Genomic DNA, 16,360 nt, shown 5'->3' with positions numbered 1-16,360 from the left:
ACGGGGCCCACAGGTCCCTCCGGCCGGCGGGTGAGGCCGAGGAATGTGTTCGCATACATCATCCGGCGCCTCATCGGCGCCGTCCTCATGTTGCTGCTGGTCAGCCTGGTGACCTTCGGCATCTTCTTCTGGCTGCCGAAGCTGGCTGGGCAGACCACCGACCAGATCGCGGCCTCCTACGTCGGCAAGGCGCCCACCGCCGAGGCGATCCAGGACACCAAGGAACGGCTCGGCCTCGACAAGCCGGTCGTGGTCCAGTACGGCAGCTACCTGAAGGCGATCGTCGTCGGCAAGGACTACAAGGCCGGCCCGGTCACCGACCACTGCCCCGCGCCATGCCTGGGGTACTCGTTCCGCAGCAGCCAGCCGGTGCTGGAGACGCTGCTCGACCGGGCCCCCGCGACGGCGTCGCTGGCCCTCGGCGCCGCGGTCTTCTGGCTCATCGGCGGCATCGTCACCGGTGTCGTGTCGGCGCTGCGCAGAGGCTCGCTGTGGGACAGGGCCGCCATGATCATCGCGTTGAGCGGAGTGTCCCTGCCGATCTACTTCACCGGCCTGGTCTCCCTGGCGCTGTTCTCCTACACCTTGAAGATCTTCCCCGGCGGCGGCAGCTACAAGCCCATCACCGAAGATCCGGTGATGTGGTTCCAGTCGCTGGTGCTGCCCTGGGTGACGCTCGCGTTCCTTTATGCCGCGATGTACGCGCGGCTCACCAGAGCGGGCATGCTGGAGACGATGAACGAGGACTACATCCGCACGGCCCGAGCCAAGGGGCTGTCGGAGACGACCGTCGTCACCAAGCACGCGCTGCGGGCGTCGCTCACGCCGATCCTCACGATCTTCGGTCTCGACCTCGGGTTGCTGCTGGGCGGCGCGGTGCTGACGGAGAGCACCTTCGGCATTCCCGGGCTGGGGCAGCTCGCGATCAGCTCGATCAACAGCGGCGACCTGCCCATGGTGCTCGGCGTCACGCTGATCACGTCGGTCTCGATCGTGGGCATCAACCTGATCGTGGACCTGCTGTACGCCATCGTCGACCCGAGAGTGAGGCTGGGCTGATGACCGGCACCGCGCCCGCCGCGGACACCGCGGGCACCGGCGAGGCTCCCACCTCGTTCCTCGAAGTCCGCGACCTGAAGATCCACTTCCCGACCGACGACGGCCTGGTGAAGTCGGTGGACGGCCTGTCGTTCCAGCTGGAGCGCGGCCGCACTCTCGGCATCGTCGGTGAGTCCGGCTCGGGCAAGAGCGTGACCAGCCTCGGCATCCTGGGCCTGCACAACAAGCGCAACGCCAACGTGTCCGGCGAGATCTGGCTGAACGGCAAGGAACTGGTGAACGCCTCGCAGACCGAGGTGCGCCGGCTCCGCGGCCGCGACATGGCGATGATCTTCCAGGATCCGCTGTCGGCGATGCATCCCTTCTACACGGTCGGCGCCCAGATCATCGAGGCGTACCGGGTCCACAACGACGTGTCGAAGCAGGTGGCGCGCAAGCACGCCATCGACATGCTCGGCCGCGTCGGCATCCCCAAGCCGGACAAGCGGGTCGACGACTACCCGCACCAGTTCTCCGGCGGCATGCGGCAGCGCGCGATGATCGCGATGGCGCTGTCGTGCGACCCCGAGCTGCTGATCGCCGACGAGCCGACGACGGCGCTGGACGTGACCGTCCAGGCGCAGATCCTGGACCTGATCCGCGACCTGCAGCAGGAGTTCAACTCCGCCGTCATCATGATCACCCACGACCTCGGGGTGGTCGCGGAGCTGTCGGACGACATCCTGGTGATGTACGCGGGCCGCTGCGTCGAGTACGCCTCGGTCGGCGACGCCTTCCACCAGCCGCTGCACCCCTACACGTGGGGGCTGCTCGGGTCGATGCCGCGGCTGGACCGCGAGCGCAGCGAGCGGTTGATGCCGATCAAGGGGTCGCCGCCGAGCCTGATCAACGTCCCGTCCGGGTGCGCGTTCCATCCGCGCTGCCCCTACAAGGACCTCAACGGCGAGAAGTGCTGGACCGAGCGGCCCGAGCTGGTCGAGGCCGAGCCCGGCCACAAGGCGGCGTGCCATCTTCCGCAGGACAAGAAGCGGAAGATCTGGACCGACGAGATCCGGCCGAAGCTGTGACGAGCACGGGTGGGAACGAGACTGTGAGCACATCGAAGACCCCGGCCGGCAAGGCCGCCAGCCAGGCGCCCGCGGAGCGGACCCGGCCCGCGGACGGTGAGCCGCTGCTGGAGGTGGAGAACCTCGGCAAGCACTTCCCCGTCACCGCGGGGCTGCTGCGCCGGCAGGTCGCGGCGGTCAAGGCCGTCGACGGCGTGTCGTTCTCGGTCCGCAAGGGCGAGACCCTCGGGCTGGTGGGCGAGTCGGGCTGCGGCAAGTCCACCACCGGCCGCATGATCATGCGGCTGCTGGACCCCAGCTTCGGGAAGATCACCTTCGAGGGGCAGGACATCACCGGGATGTCGCAGGGCCGGCTCCGGCCGCTCCGCCGCGACCTCCAGATGATCTTCCAGGACCCGTACTCGTCGCTGAACCCGCGCAAGACGGTCGGCGCGATCGTCGGGGCCCCGTTCCGGCTGCAGAACATCGAGGCCAAGCAGGGCGTCAAGAAGGCCGTCCAGGAGCTCCTGGAACTGGTCGGCCTCAACCCCGAGCACTACAACCGCTACCCGCACGAGTTCTCCGGCGGGCAGCGGCAGCGCATCGGGATCGCCCGCACCCTCGCCCTCAAGCCGAAACTGATCGTCGCGGACGAGCCGGTGTCGGCGCTGGACGTGTCGGTGCAGGCGCAGGTCGTCAACCTGCTGGAGGACCTGCAGGACGAGCTCGACCTCACCTACGTGGTGATCGCGCACGACCTGTCGGTCGTCCGGCACATCTCCGACCGCGTCGCCGTCATGTACCTCGGCAAGATCGTCGAGATCGCGGACCGCGCGGACCTGTACCAGCGGCCCATGCACCCCTACACCAACGCGCTGCTGTCGGCGGTGCCGATCCCGGACCCGAGCGAGCGCGACCAGCGCAACCGGATCCGGCTGCAGGGCGACGTGCCGAGCCCGCTCGACCCGCCGCCCGCGTGCCGGTTCCACACCCGGTGCTGGAAGGCGCAGGACATCTGCAAGCAGGTCGAGCCGCCGCTGGTGGAGCTCAGCCCCGGCCACCAGGCCGCCTGCCACTTCCCGGAGAACACCACGGTCAGCGCCACCGACGCGGTCGCCAAGGCCGCGGTGGCGCCCGGCGCGGCCACCGGCGACGCGGGCCCGGGGGAGATCCCCGGGTCCGCCGGGTAGCCGCACCGCGGTCCCTGCGGAGCGCGCAGCCGCCGGTCTTCCCCCCGGCGCGGCCTCCCGCACGAGAAAGACCCGGTCCCCTCACCGTGAGGGGACCGGGTCTTTCTCATTCCCTGCCGTTCTCGTCGCCGCGCCGGTGCCGCTACTCGGTGGAGATGGCCTTGAGGACGTCCATGCGTCCCGCCCGCCACGCCGGCCACAGCGCCGCCAGCACACCGATCACCGCCGCCACCACCAGGTAGACCACCAGCGTCCCGTACGGGACGGCGAGGACCCCGAGGCCCTTGTCCGCCAGCGCGTTCTGCATCGCCGCGCCGAACGCGACCCCGATGCCCATGCCGAGCACCGCGCCGAACACCGCGATCACGATGGACTCGACGCGGATCATGCGGCGCAGCTGCCGGCGGCTGATCCCGATCGCCCGCAGCAGCCCGATCTCACGGGTCCGTTCGATCACCGACAGCGCGAGCGTGTTCACGACCCCGACCGCGGCGATGATGACCGACATCGCCAGCAGGATCGTCAGGAACCTCACGAACCCGTCGACCTGCTTGCCGATCTCGTCCTTCAGCGCCGACTGGTCGGACACCTTCAGCGCCGGGTAGTCCCGCAACGCGCCCTCGATCGCCGTCCTGGTCTTCGCGCCGGTGGCCGCGGTGTCGACGATGACGCCGTCGATGAACGGCTTCACCGTGTGCGCCCGGTACACCTCGGGTGCGATGACGTGCCCGCCGATCAGGTCGCTCTTGGCGTAGATCCCGGTGAGCCGCAACTGCTCGGTGCGGCCGTCGGTGAACTGCACCGGCACCGGCGCCCCGACCGCCCAGCCGTGGTCCTTCGCGGCCTTCTCGTCCACCATGATCCCGGTGGCGCCGAGGCCGGTGCCGCCCGCGACCATCTTCAGCCGGGCCGCCTTGACGATCTCGGCGATGTCGCCCGACATCAGCGACGCCCGCTTCCCGGCGACGTTCGCCTCGGCGCGGTAGGTCGGCGACGCGTTCTGCACCCCCGGCACCGCCTTGATCCTGCCGGGGACCTCCTGCCCGATCGACCCGGCACCCGTCGGCAGGACGAGATAGTCCGCGCCGAACTGGGTGTCCACCTGCGCGTCCACCGACGCCCGCATCGTCGCGCCCAGCACGTTCACCGTAGTGATCAGCGCCAGGCCGATCATCAGCGCGGCGGCCGTCGCGGCGGTGCGGCGCGGGTTGCGCAGCGCGTTCTGCCGCGCCAGCCGCCCGGGCGTGCCCAGCAGCCGCGCGAACGGCGCGCCGAGCACCCTCACGACCGGGACGCTGATCACCGGGGCGAGCATCGTGACACCGATGAACACCGCGAACGCGCCCGCGCCGACGGGGACCGCCGGGTTGCCGCCGGAGCCGGCCAGCCCGGCCGCGATCAGGCCCGCGCCGACGAGGGTGAGCAGCGACCCGAGCGCGACCCGGATCCGCAGCGACCGCTGCGGCAGCGCCACATCGTCGCGCATCGCCGCCACCGGCGGGACCTTCGCGGCGCGCCGCGCCGGGAAGTACGCCGACACCACCGTCACCACGATCCCCACCGTGTACGACCAGATCACCGGTGTCGCGGTGAACGTCAGGCCGCCCTGCCCGGCGTCGCCCATCTGCGTCTGCAGCAGCGACGCCAGCCCCACCCCGGCCAGCAGCCCGAGCGTGGACCCGACCACGCCGACCGCGACGGCCTCGCCGATCACCGCCCGCGTCACCTGCCCGCGGGCCGCGCCGATCGCGCGCAGCAGCGCCAGCTCACGGGTCCGCTGCGCGACCAGCATCGAGAACGTGTTGAAGATGATGAACGCCCCGACGAAGATCGAGATCAGCGCGAAGACCAGCAGGAACGTCCGGAAGAAGTTCATCATCTGCGCGATGTCGCTCTTGGACTCCTCCCGCAGCTTCTCCCCGGTGACGGCCTCCAGGTTCTGGGGGAGCACCTTCGCGACCCGGTCCCGCAGCTCCGCCTGCGACGGACCCGCGGAGCCCATCTCGACGTCGGTGAAGTAGCCGGGCTTCAGCATCAGCTTCTGCGCCGTCGGCGTGTCGAACCCGGTGAGGGTCGCGCCCATCAGGTTGCCGGTGTCCACCAGCCCGACGACCTTCATGCGCGCGGGCGGGCCCGCGGTGAGGACCTGTGTCACGTCACCGACCGACAGGCCGCCCTTCTCCGCGGTCGTCGCGTCGATGACGATCTCACCCGGCCCCTGCGGCGCCCGGCCCGACGCCAGGTCGTACGTTCCGCCCGACGCCCAGTTCACCCCGATCTGCGGCGGCCCGTTCTGCGGCGTCCCGACGACCTTGCCGTCCTTGCCGACGACCGCCGCGTACCCGTTCACATTGCCCTTCGGGTCCTTCACGCCCTCGACGCCCCGCAGGGTCTCCAGCACCGACGCCGGCACCGGCTGCGCCGCCATGCCGTCGTCGTGGCCGCCGTCCACGACCTTCTTGGCCCGCACGTCCACGGCCACGTTCGTGCCGACCCGGCTGAACAGCTCGTCGAACTGCTTGTTCATGCTGTCGGTGAAGATCAGCGTGCCCGCCACGAACGCCACGCCGAGGATCACCGCGACGGCCGTCAGCACCAGCCTGATCTTGTGCGCCGCGAGATTGCGGAGCGTGACCTTGGCCATCATCGCGCCGAGACCTCCGCGTCCGCGGCGGGCCGGGCGCCGGGGCCGTCGAAGCCCTTCATGCGCTCCAGCACCCGCTCGGCCGTCGGCTCGGTCATCGTGTCGACGATCTGCCCGTCCGACAGGAACAGCACCTGGTCGGCGTACGCCGCCGCCGACGGGTCATGCGTCACCATCACGATCGTCTGGCCCATCCGCCGCACCGAGTCCCGCAGGAACCCCAGCACCTCCGCACCCGACCGCGAGTCCAGGTTCCCCGTCGGCTCGTCCGCGAAGATGATCTCCGGACGGGACGCCAGCGCGCGGGCGCACGCCACCCGCTGCTGCTGCCCGCCCGACAGCTCCGCCGGACGGTGCTTCAGCCGCGGCCGCAGCCCGACCGTGTCGATGACCTGGTCCAGCCACTCCCGGTCGGGCCTGCGGCCCGCGATGTCCATCGGCAGCGTGATGTTCTCCAGCGCCGTCAGCGTCGGCACCAGGTTGAACGCCTGGAAGATGAACCCGATCTTGTCGCGGCGCAGCCGCGTCAGCTGCTTGTCCTTCAGCGCCGTCAGCTCGGTGTCGCCGATGAAGACCTGCCCGGAGTCCACCGAGTCCAGGCCCGCCATGCAGTGCATCAGCGTGGACTTCCCGGACCCCGACGGGCCCATGATCGCGGTGAACCGGCCGCGGGGAATACCGACGGTGACCCCGTCGAGCGCGACGACCTGGGCGTCGCCGCGCCCGTACACCTTCGCGATCTGCTGGGTCCGTGCGGCGAAGTCGCCCGCCCCGGGCGCGTTCGGCGCGCCGGCGGTCGATGGGGCGGTGTTCGTCACGTGAAACTCCCGTGTGTGAGTGATCGGATGTGCCCGGACCGCGCGATTCCCCCCGGCGATCCGGCACCCAGAACACTAGAAGCCACCGCAAGCCGTTTCATGGACCCCGCGAACGGAATCGCAGGTCCACCCACGGCAGGAGACCCACCCCGCCCGTCGTCCTAAGGGAGTAGTCCCCCCACCCCCCAATGCCAGGGGCGGCTCAGGGGCCGACCCTGAAACCAGCCGGGCCCCCGGACCCTCAGCCCTGCCCCGGCCTGCTCAAACCCGTCTCGTAGGCGTACACGACCGCCTGCACCCGGTCCCGCAGCCCCAGCTTCGCCAGCACGTTCCCCACATGCGTCTTCACCGTGGTCTCGCTCACCACCAGCTCCGCCGCGATCTCCGCGTTCGACTGCCCCCGCGCCACATGCGCCAGCACCTCGCGCTCCCGCGCGGTCAGCGTGTCCAGCCCCGGCGGCGGCGCCTGGTCCCGCACCGCCGGCAGCCGCGTCGCGAACTTGTCCAGCAGCCGCCGCGTCACCGACGGCGCCACGATCGCGTCGCCCTCCGCCACGATCCGGATCGCCTGCACCAGATCCTCCGGCGGCGAGTCCTTCAGCAGGAACCCGCTCGCCCCCGCCCGCACCGCCTCGATGACGTACTCGTCCAGATCGAACGTCGTCAGGATCAGCACCTTCGGATCGTGCGAGGCCGCCCCCTCCCGGATGATCCGCCGGGTCGCCTCGATCCCGTCCACCCCCGGCATCCGGATGTCCATCAGCACCACGTCCGGCAGCAGCGACCGCGTCATCTCCACCGCCGCCGCGCCGTCCCCGGCCTCGCCGACCACCGCGATGTCGGCCTCCGCCTCCAGAATCAGCCGGAACCCCGTCCGCAGCAGCGGCTGATCGTCCACCAGCAGCACCCGAACCGCCGTCATCGCGCCACCCCGGCCCACTGCCGTACCGATCGCCCCATCGTCCCCGCTCCTCGCCTCACGACGCTCCTGCCTGCCACGGCCCCGGCCCAAGCCCGGGACTCACGCCTCCAGCGGGAAACGAGCCCGCACACCGAACCCGCCGCCGACCCGCGGCCCGATCTTCAACTCGCCACCGTACAGCGCCACCCGCTCGTACATGCCGACCAGCCCATGCCCCGGCTTATCCCCGTCCTCGGCCACGAACGTCGCCGTACCGTGCCCATCGTCCTCGATCTCCACCGTCAGGTCGTCATCGCCGTAGTACAGCCGCACCCACGCCCGCGCCTGCGGCCCCGCATGCTTCAACGTGTTCGTCAGCGCCTCCTGGATCAGCCGGAACGCCGCCACATCCACCCCCGGCGACGGCGACCGCGCCTCACCCTCGATCCACAGCTGCACCGACAGCCCCGTCTCCCGCACATGATCGAGCAGCCCCCCGAGATCACCCAGACCCGGCTGCGGCGCCAGCTCCCCACCCGCCTGCTCGGCGTCCCGGTCCGTCCGCAGCACCCCCACGATCCGCCGCATCTCGCTCAGCGCCGTCCGCCCGACCTCCTCGATCGTCGACATCGCCTCCCGCGCGCTGCCCGGATCCCGGTCGATGATCCGCCGCGCCGCCCCCGCCTGCACCGTCATCACGCTCACATGGTGCGCCACCACATCGTGCAGCTCCCGCGCGATCCGCGACCGCTCCTCGATCCGCGCCGCCCGCGCGTCGGTCCCCCGCGCCCGCTCCAGCCGCGCCGCCCGATCCTCCAGCTCGGCGAAGTACGCACGCCGCAGCCGCAGGTTCCGGCCCAGCATCCACACCCCGATCACCAGCGCCGAATCGGTGATCACCACCACCGGGTCCGACGAGACCGGCAGCATCAGCAGATACACCAGGAAGTACACGAACCCGACCAGCCCGCCGAGCGCGCTCTGCGCCAGCCCCCGATGCGCCGCCACGCTGTAGACCGCGAGCAGGAACGCCACCACGTCCGGCACCGCCGGCGGATACTGCGCCGCCGCCATCACCATCTCACCGCCGATGATGAACAGCAGCACCGGCAGCGGGTGACGTCGCCGCCACGCCAGCGCCAGCGTCACCGCCACCACCAGCAGCGCGTTCCAGGCGTCCGGCGTCCGGAACTCTTCGTACCCGCCGCCCTTGGGGAACTCCTGCAGGAACAGCTGCGGCAACCCCACCAGCAGCAGCCCGACCGCGAGCAGCGCGTCGGCCGCCCGCGGCCGCGCCTGCAGCCAGGCACGGGCGGCGTGAAGACCACGGATGCGGGGTGACACGACACTCACCCTAGGAGGTCGCGGCAGGTCCCGACCCCTCCTGGACGCCGATCCGCCGTCCTCCCCAAGGATGACCCCGCCCTGCTACAGATCGCCGAGCCCCAGATCGCCGTGCTACAGATCGTCGTGCTCCCGCGCACCGCCGCCCAGACCCGCCCCGCGCCCCGGGCCCGCGCCGGCCGGATCCGCCGAACCCTCCAGATCCGCCGGCGACGGACGATGCACCGGCACCACCGGCAGCGGCGGGGGAGTGCCCCCGAACTCCGGGCACCGCTCCTTGTGATCGCACCAGTCGCACAGCCGCCCCGCCCGCGCCCGCCACTCACCGGTGTCCATCGCGCGCCGGATCGCCTGCCACAGCGCCTCCACCTTCCGCTGCGTCGCCCGCAGATCCGCCTCGTCCGGCTCATACCGCAAGATCTCGCCGTTACCCAGATACATCAGCTGCAACAGCCGCGGCACCCGCCCCCGCAGCCGCCACAGCACCAGCGCATAGAACTTCATCTGGAACAGCGCCCGCGCCTCGAAATCGGCCCGCGGCGCCGTCCCCGTCTTGTAGTCCACGATCCGGACGTCACCGCTCGGCGCCACGTCCACCCGGTCGATGTACCCGCGCAGCTTCAACCCCGACTCCAGCACCGCCTCCACGAACAGCTCACGCTCCGCCGGCTCCAGCCGCCGCGGGTCCTCCAGCGTGAAATACCGCTCCACCATCCGCCGCGCCTGCGCCAGCCACTCCGCCCGCTCCGCCTCCCCGGCGTCCCCCTCCTCGAACAGCTCCGCCAGCCCCGGCTCCGCCTCCAGCAGCCGCTCCCACTCCGGCCCCAGCATCTCCAGCGCCGCCGCCGGCGTCCGCGCACCCGCCGGCAGATCGAACAACCGCTCCAGCACCGCGTGCACCAGCGTCCCCCGCACCGCCGCCGCGCTCGGCCGCTCCGGAATCCGATCGATCACCCGGAACCGATACAGCAGCGGACACGTCATGAAATCGCCCGCCCGCGACGGCGACAACGACCCGACCACCACCGGCTCCTCCCCACCGCCCCCCGCGGACGGAACGGACACCCCACTACCCGCCTCGGTCGTCGTCATGACACAGCAGACTAGGCGACAGCCCCGACGAAAATCCCGCCCCCGCCCCGCCGCCCGGGCCGCCACCCGCAGCGCAACCGCCCCGCCGGGGCCGTAGCATCGATGACGTGACACACAGCGCGCCCCCGACCCAGGGCAGGACACCGGCCGCAGGCCCCGGCCCCGACGACGGCCGCACCCCCCGACCCGGCCTCCGCATAGGCCGCATCCTCGGCGTCCCCGTCTACGTCTCACCCAGCTGGTTCCTGGTCGCCGTCCTCGTCACCGTCATGTTCGAAGGCCAAGTCCACGACGTCGTCAACCGCCCCCTCAGCTACCTCGTCGCCTTCACCTACGCCGTCCTCCTCTACGGCTCCGTCTTCGTCCACGAACTCAGCCACGCCGTCACCGCGCGCATCTTCGGCCTCCCCGTCCGCTCCGTCACCCTCCACGTCCTCGGCGGCGAAACCGCCATCGAACGCGAAGCCCCCACCCCCGGCCGCGAATTCCTCATCGCCTTCGCCGGCCCCCTCACCAACCTCGTCCTCGCCGGCCTCGGCCTCCTCGCCCACGCCACCCTTCCCCTCCCCGACGTCGCCGTCCTCCTCATCGAAGCCCTCACCTTCGCCAACCTCCTCGTCGGCCTCTTCAACCTCCTGCCCGGCCTCCCCCTCGACGGCGGCCGCCTCGTCCGCGCCGCCGTATGGAAAGCCACCGGACACAGCCGCAGCGGCGCCATCATCGCCGGCTGGGTCGGCCGCGGCGTCGCCATCGCCTGCCTCGTCGCCGGCGCCTACCTCGCCACCTACACCGCCACCGGCGGCGGCATCGGCTGGCTCGCCCTCCTCTGGTCCGCCCTCATCGCCTCCTTCATCTGGGTCGGCGCCACCCAAGCCATCCGCGCCGAACGCGTCCGCGACCGCATCCCCCTGCTGTCCGCCCGCCGCCTCGCCCGCCGCGCCACCCTCGTCACCCCCGGCACCCCCCTCGCCGAAGCCATCCGCCGCGCCCACCACGACCACGCCGGCGCCATCGTCATCGCCGACCACGACGGCCGCCCCCTCGGCCTCGTCAACGAAAAAGCCGTCACCGCCACCCCCGAACACCGCCGCCCCTGGATCACCGCCGGCGAACTGTCCCGCGGCATCCACGACGACCTCACCCTCCCCGCCGACCTCACCGGCGAAGACCTCCTCGACGCCCTCCGCCGCGCCCCCGCCTCCGAATACCTCCTCGTCGAACCCGACGGCCACGTCTACGGCGTCCTCGCCACCGCCGACGTCGACGGCACCTTCACCGGCATCTGAACCCGCCCCCGCCGGCGAGCCGCGGCGGACCGACCCGCCCACGCCCGCCGATAGCCTTGACACCCATGAGCGAACCCCAGCCGAACCCGCCCGTCCACGCCCCAGGCCGCATCCCCCACGGCCCCTTCCGCCCCGGCGACCAGGTTCAGCTCACCGACCCCAAAGGCCGCATCAACACCATCACCCTCCAGCCCGGCAAGCTCTACCACTCCCACAAAGGCTCCGTCCCCCACGACGACATCATCGGCAGCCCCGAAGGCACCGTCTTCCGCTCCACCGGCGGCACCGAATACCTCGCCTTCCGCCCCCTCCTCGCCGACTTCACCCTCCGCATGCCCCGCGGCGCCGCCGTCGTCTACCCCAAGGACGCCGCCCAGATCATCGCCATGGCCGACATCTTCCCCGGCGCCCGCGTCATCGAGGCCGGCGCCGGCTCCGGCGCCCTCACCTGCTTCCTCCTGCGCGCCGTCGGCGAACACGGCCTCGTCTCCTCCTACGAACGCCGCCCCGACTTCGCCGACATCGCCCGCGGCAACGTCGAGAAATTCTTCGGCGGCCCCCACCCCGCCTGGCGCATCACCGTCGGCTCCCTCGAAGACGCCCTCACCGAAACCGACATCGACCGCGTCGTCCTCGACATGCTCGCCCCCTGGGAAACCCTCGACGCCGTCGCCAAAGCCCTCATCCCCGGCGGCCTCGTCTGCGCCTACATCGCCACCACCACCCAGATGTCCCGCATCGTCGAAGACCTCCGCGCCCACGGAAACTTCGCCGAGCCCTACGCCTTCGAGACCATGCTCCGCTCCTGGCACGTCGACGGCCTCGCCGTCCGCCCCGACCACCGCATGGTCGGCCACACCGGCTTCCTCGTCACCGCCCGCCGCCTCGCCGACGGCGTCACCCCGCCCACCCGGCGCCGCCGCCCCGCCAAAGCCGCCCACCCCGCCCCCGGCGACCACCCCGCCCCCGGCGCCGACGCCACGCCCGGCCATCCCGCCGAGTCATAGATCACACTCCCGCGGCGATCACATCCCGGCACCCCACCCGGCGCACACCGCCACCCACACCCGACCAGGCCACCCGACCCCACGACACACCCCCACACCGACCGAACTCGGAAAACCCCCCGCCACGACCCACCCCGGCCCCCGAAACCCCAGGTCGGCGCCCCGTAACCCCCCACCCCGCACCACCCCCGCGACCCCCCTCCCAACCCTCCCCGAACACCCCCGCACGACACGAACACCGAATGGGCAGGTTACGGAAGCCCTCCAGATAGGTAGGGTCTCAGTAGGTCGTCGGCTCTTCGTGAGGAGGTGACGGGGCGTGGCCGCTCGTGACGATGCTGGGGCGCGCAGGGCGCAGCACGAAAAGGAGGTCAGGGACCTCCAAACGCAGATCTCCTTCCTGGAGGAGGAGATCTCCGTGCTGCGCCGCAAGCTCGCGGAATCCCCGCGCCAAGTACGTGTGCTGGAAGAACGCCTCCATGAGGCGCAAGCCAACCTGGCCGCCGTAACCGGCCAGAACGAGCGACTCGTAGCGACCCTCAAAGAGGCTCGCGAGCAGATCGTGGCGCTCAAGGAGGAGGTCGACAGGCTCGCACAACCACCATCCGGATTCGGTGTCTTCCTGGAAACCCGAGACGATGGAACGGTCGACATCTTCACCGGCGGACGCAAACTCCGCGTGAACGTCAGCCCCGCCGTCGACATCGACGAACTCCAGCGCGGCCAAGAGGTCATGCTGAACGAGGCCCTCAACGTCGTCGAAGCACTCGACTTCGAAGAGCAGGGCGAAGTCGTCATGCTCAAGGAACTCTTCGACGACGGAGAACGCGCCCTCGTCATCGCGCACGCCGACGAGGAACGCGTCGTCAAACTCGCCGAACCACTCCGCGGAGTCCCCCTCCGCGCCGGCGACTCCCTCATGCTCGAACCCCGGTCCGGCTACGCCTACGAGAAGATCCACAAGGCCGAGGTCGAAGAACTCGTCCTCGAAGAGGTCCCCGACATCTCCTACAACGAGATCGGCGGCCTCGGCTCCCAGATCGAAATGATCCGCGACGCCGTGGAACTTCCCTACCTGCACGCCGACCTCTTCCGCGAGCACCAGCTCCGGCCCCCCAAGGGCGTCCTCCTCTACGGACCCCCCGGATGCGGAAAAACCCTCATCGCCAAGGCCGTCGCCAACTCCCTCGCCAAACAGGTCGCGGAGAAGACCGGCCAGGAAGGCAAGAGCTTCTTCCTCAACATCAAGGGCCCCGAACTACTCAACAAGTACGTCGGCGAAACCGAGCGGCACATCCGCCTCGTCTTCCAGCGCGCCCGCGAAAAGGCATCCGCCGGAACCCCCGTCATCGTCTTCTTCGACGAGATGGACTCCATCTTCCGCACCCGCGGCTCCGGAGTCTCCTCCGACGTCGAGAACACCATCGTCCCGCAGCTGCTCAGCGAGATCGACGGCGTCGAGGGCCTGGAGAACGTCATCGTCATCGGCGCATCCAACCGCGAGGACATGATCGACCCCGCGATCCTGCGCCCCGGCCGCCTCGACGTCAAAATCAAGATCGAACGACCCGACGCCGAAGCGGCCAAGGACATCTTCTCCAAGTACATCCTCGACGGACTCCCGCTCCACCCCGACGACCTCAAGGAGCACGGCAGCTCCCCGGAGGCCACCGTCGAGGCCATGATCCAGCGCACCGTCGAACGCATGTACACCGAAAGCGAAGAGAACCGCTTCCTGGAGGTCACCTACGCCAACGGCGACAAGGAAGTCCTCTACTTCAAGGACTTCAACTCCGGCGCGATGATCCAGAACATCGTCGACCGAGCCAAGAAAATGGCCATCAAGCAGTTCCTCGACACCGGCCAAAAAGGCCTCCGCGTCAGCCACCTCCTCGCCGCCTGCGTCGACGAGTTCAGCGAGAACGAGGACCTGCCCAACACCACCAACCCCGACGACTGGGCCCGCATCTCCGGCAAGAAGGGCGAACGGATCGTCTACATCCGCACCCTCGTCTCCGGAACCAAGGGCGCCGAAGCCGGCCGGTCCATCGACACCGTCGCCAACACCGGCCAGTACCTGTAACGCCCCGCACATGACGACAACCGCGCGGCGGCCTCCCACCGGGAAGGCCGCCGCGCCCGCATACCCGGGCGGAACCGCCACGCCACACCCCTCCACCGGACCCCCGTCCCGTGGCTCCACCCCCGCCGCCCCGATAGGCTCGACCATATGAGTGTTCGGCGGGTGATGGGCATCGAGACCGAGTACGGCATCTCCGTACCCGGGCAACCAGGAGCCAACGCGATGGTGACCTCCTCCCAGGTCGTCAACGCCTACCTCGCGGCCTCGGCCGCACGGGCCCGCCGGGCCCGCTGGGACTTCGAAGAAGAGAACCCCCTCCGCGACGCCCGCGGCTTCGACCTCGCCCGCGAGGTCGCCGACCCCACCCAGCTCACCGACGAAGACCTCGGCCTCGCCAACGTCATCCTCACCAACGGCGCCCGCCTCTACGTCGACCACGCCCACCCCGAATACTCCGCACCCGAATGCACCAACCCCCGCGACGCCGTCATCTGGGACAAGGCCGGCGAACGCGTCATGGCCGACGCCGCCCAGCGCGCCGCCCTCGTCCCCGGCACCCACCCCATCCAGCTCTACAAGAACAACACCGACAACAAGGGCGCCTCCTACGGCTGCCATGAGAACTACCTCATGCGCCGCGAAACCCCCTTCGCCGACATCGTCCGGCACCTCACCCCCTTCTTCGTCTCCCGCCAAGTCGTCTGCGGCGCCGGCCGCGTCGGCATCGGCGTCGACGGCCGCGGCGACGGCTTCCAGATCAGCCAGCGCGCCGACTTCTTCGAAGTCGAAGTCGGCCTGGAGACCACCCTCAAACGCCCCATCATCAACACCCGCGACGAACCCCACGCCGACCCCGAAAAGTACCGGCGGCTCCACGTCATCATCGGCGACGCCAACATGGCCGAGCTGTCCACCTACCTCAAGCTCGGCACCACCTCCCTCGTCCTCGCCATGATCGAAGACGGCTTCCTCACCGTCGACCTGTCCGTCGACATGCCCGTCGCCGCACTCCGCGCCGTCTCCCACGACCCGTCCTGCAAGCACCTGCTCACCCTCCGCGACGGCCGCAAGATGACCGCCGTCCAGCTCCAGATGGAGTACCTCGAACAGTCCCGCAAGTACGTCGAGGACCGCTTCGGCTCCGACGTCGACGAGATGACCAAGGACGTCCTCGACCGCTGGGAATCCGTCCTCCACCGCCTCGGCGACGACCCCATGCAGCTGTCCCGCGAACTCGACTGGGTCGCCAAGCTCGCCCTCCTGGAGGGCTACCGCAGCCGCGACGGCCTCGACTGGTCCCACCCGCGCCTGCAACTCGTCGACCTGCAGTACACCGACATCCGGCCCGACAAGGGCCTCTACAACCGCCTCGTCGACCGCGGCCGCATCGACCGCGTCATCACCGAGGCCGAAGTCCAGGCCGCCGTGGAGGACCCGCCAGAGGACACCCGGGCCTACTTCCGCGGCCGCTGCCTGCGCCAGTACGCCGAGTCCGTCGCCGCCGCCTCCTGGGACTCCGTCATCTTCGACGTCCCCGGCCGGGAGTCCCTCCAGCGCGTCCCGACCCTGGAGCCCCTGCGCGGCACCAGACAGCACGTGGGCGCCCTCCTGGACCGCTGCCGCACCGCTGCCGACCTGGTGGCCACCCTGACCGGCGAGGGCTGACCCGCGACCGGTCGAGCCGGGCGACGCGCGAGCGTGCCCGGCTCTTTCCGATCTCCATTGGATAGTTTGACTATCGAGCATTGTCACCTCGCTGACCTGCACGGATGAGTGAGGTCTCCGTTTCGTGACCGCTTTGCCTGTTTCGCTGGTCGGCGGACTGGCGATAACCCGAGCATGCCCCCGGCTCCCCGGGTGGAGGCGGTGAAACGGACGTTCAAGATCCGC

12 protein-coding genes are annotated in these 16,360 nt (G+C 70.4%); 7 read left to right on the top strand and 5 right to left on the bottom strand.

Features of this window, described 5'->3' with window-relative positions; genetic code table 11:
• Window positions 1-45 precede the first annotated feature (45 nt).
• The 3 genes from ACQP1N_RS18140 to ACQP1N_RS18130 are packed head-to-tail and all read left to right on the top strand — an operon-like array spanning window position 46 to window position 3,295.
• Entirely contained in the window at window positions 46-1,059 is a 1,014-nt protein-coding gene (locus ACQP1N_RS18140) for an ABC transporter permease (RefSeq protein ID WP_131732583.1), read from the top strand.
• Entirely contained in the window at window positions 1,059-2,126 is a 1,068-nt protein-coding gene (locus ACQP1N_RS18135; protein WP_067805015.1) for an ABC transporter ATP-binding protein, read from the top strand. Before ACQP1N_RS18140 ends, ACQP1N_RS18135 begins: the two co-directional genes overlap by 1 nt.
• Before the next feature lie 23 nt (window positions 2,127-2,149).
• Window positions 2,150-3,295, top strand: coding sequence for an ABC transporter ATP-binding protein (locus ACQP1N_RS18130; RefSeq protein ID WP_067805012.1), 1,146 nt, complete (start codon window positions 2,150-2,152; stop codon window positions 3,293-3,295).
• 142 nt (window positions 3,296-3,437) lie between these two features.
• Here the strand turns inward: ACQP1N_RS18130 and ACQP1N_RS18125 are convergent, their stop codons facing one another.
• The 5 genes from ACQP1N_RS18125 to ACQP1N_RS18105 form a co-directional block, all read right to left on the bottom strand.
• Entirely contained in the window at window positions 3,438-5,942 is a 2,505-nt protein-coding gene (locus tag ACQP1N_RS18125; RefSeq protein ID WP_242608776.1) for an ABC transporter permease, read from the bottom strand.
• Complete coding sequence (locus ACQP1N_RS18120; protein WP_433225393.1) at window positions 5,939-6,757, bottom strand: ABC transporter ATP-binding protein; 819 nt, start codon at window positions 6,755-6,757, stop codon at window positions 5,939-5,941. The genes ACQP1N_RS18125 and ACQP1N_RS18120 overlap by 4 nt, the downstream gene beginning before the upstream one ends.
• 241 nt (window positions 6,758-6,998) lie before the next feature.
• Window positions 6,999-7,679, bottom strand: a complete 681-nt coding sequence (locus ACQP1N_RS18115; protein WP_067805042.1) for a response regulator — start codon at window positions 7,677-7,679, stop codon at window positions 6,999-7,001.
• A gap of 99 nt (window positions 7,680-7,778) precedes the next feature.
• A complete protein-coding gene (locus ACQP1N_RS18110; RefSeq protein WP_067805039.1) occupies window positions 7,779-9,002 on the bottom strand; it encodes a sensor histidine kinase in 1,224 nt (407 codons plus the stop codon).
• Window positions 9,003-9,116: 114 nt separating this feature from the next.
• Window positions 9,117-10,094, bottom strand: coding sequence for a RecB family exonuclease (locus ACQP1N_RS18105; protein WP_433225391.1), 978 nt, complete (start codon window positions 10,092-10,094; stop codon window positions 9,117-9,119).
• 107 nt (window positions 10,095-10,201) lie between these two features.
• Here ACQP1N_RS18105 and ACQP1N_RS18100 point away from each other — a divergent pair, with 107 nt between their 5' ends.
• The 4 genes from ACQP1N_RS18100 (at window position 10,202) to dop (ending at window position 16,135) form a co-directional block, all read left to right on the top strand.
• Complete coding sequence (locus ACQP1N_RS18100; protein WP_067805000.1) at window positions 10,202-11,380, top strand: site-2 protease family protein; 1,179 nt, start codon at window positions 10,202-10,204, stop codon at window positions 11,378-11,380.
• Between the two features lie 65 nt (window positions 11,381-11,445).
• Window positions 11,446-12,387: a tRNA (adenine-N1)-methyltransferase gene (locus ACQP1N_RS18095; protein WP_067804997.1), complete on the top strand. Its 942-nt coding sequence runs from the start codon at window positions 11,446-11,448 to the stop codon at window positions 12,385-12,387.
• 319 nt (window positions 12,388-12,706) lie between these two features.
• Window positions 12,707-14,470, top strand: a complete 1,764-nt coding sequence (arc, locus tag ACQP1N_RS18090; protein ID WP_067800556.1) for a proteasome ATPase — start codon at window positions 12,707-12,709, stop codon at window positions 14,468-14,470.
• Window positions 14,471-14,617: 147 nt separating this feature from the next.
• Window positions 14,618-16,135, top strand: a complete 1,518-nt coding sequence (gene dop, locus ACQP1N_RS18085; protein WP_084263088.1) for a depupylase/deamidase Dop — start codon at window positions 14,618-14,620, stop codon at window positions 16,133-16,135.
• Window positions 16,136-16,360: the final 225 nt, after the last annotated feature.

This window comes from Actinomadura formosensis, from assembly GCF_050948385.1.
GTDB classification, from domain to species: Bacteria; Actinomycetota; Actinomycetes; order Streptosporangiales; family Streptosporangiaceae; genus Spirillospora; species Spirillospora formosensis.
The sequence above is the reverse complement of the archived record's forward strand: the minus strand, read 5'-3'. Positions and strand labels throughout refer to the sequence as shown.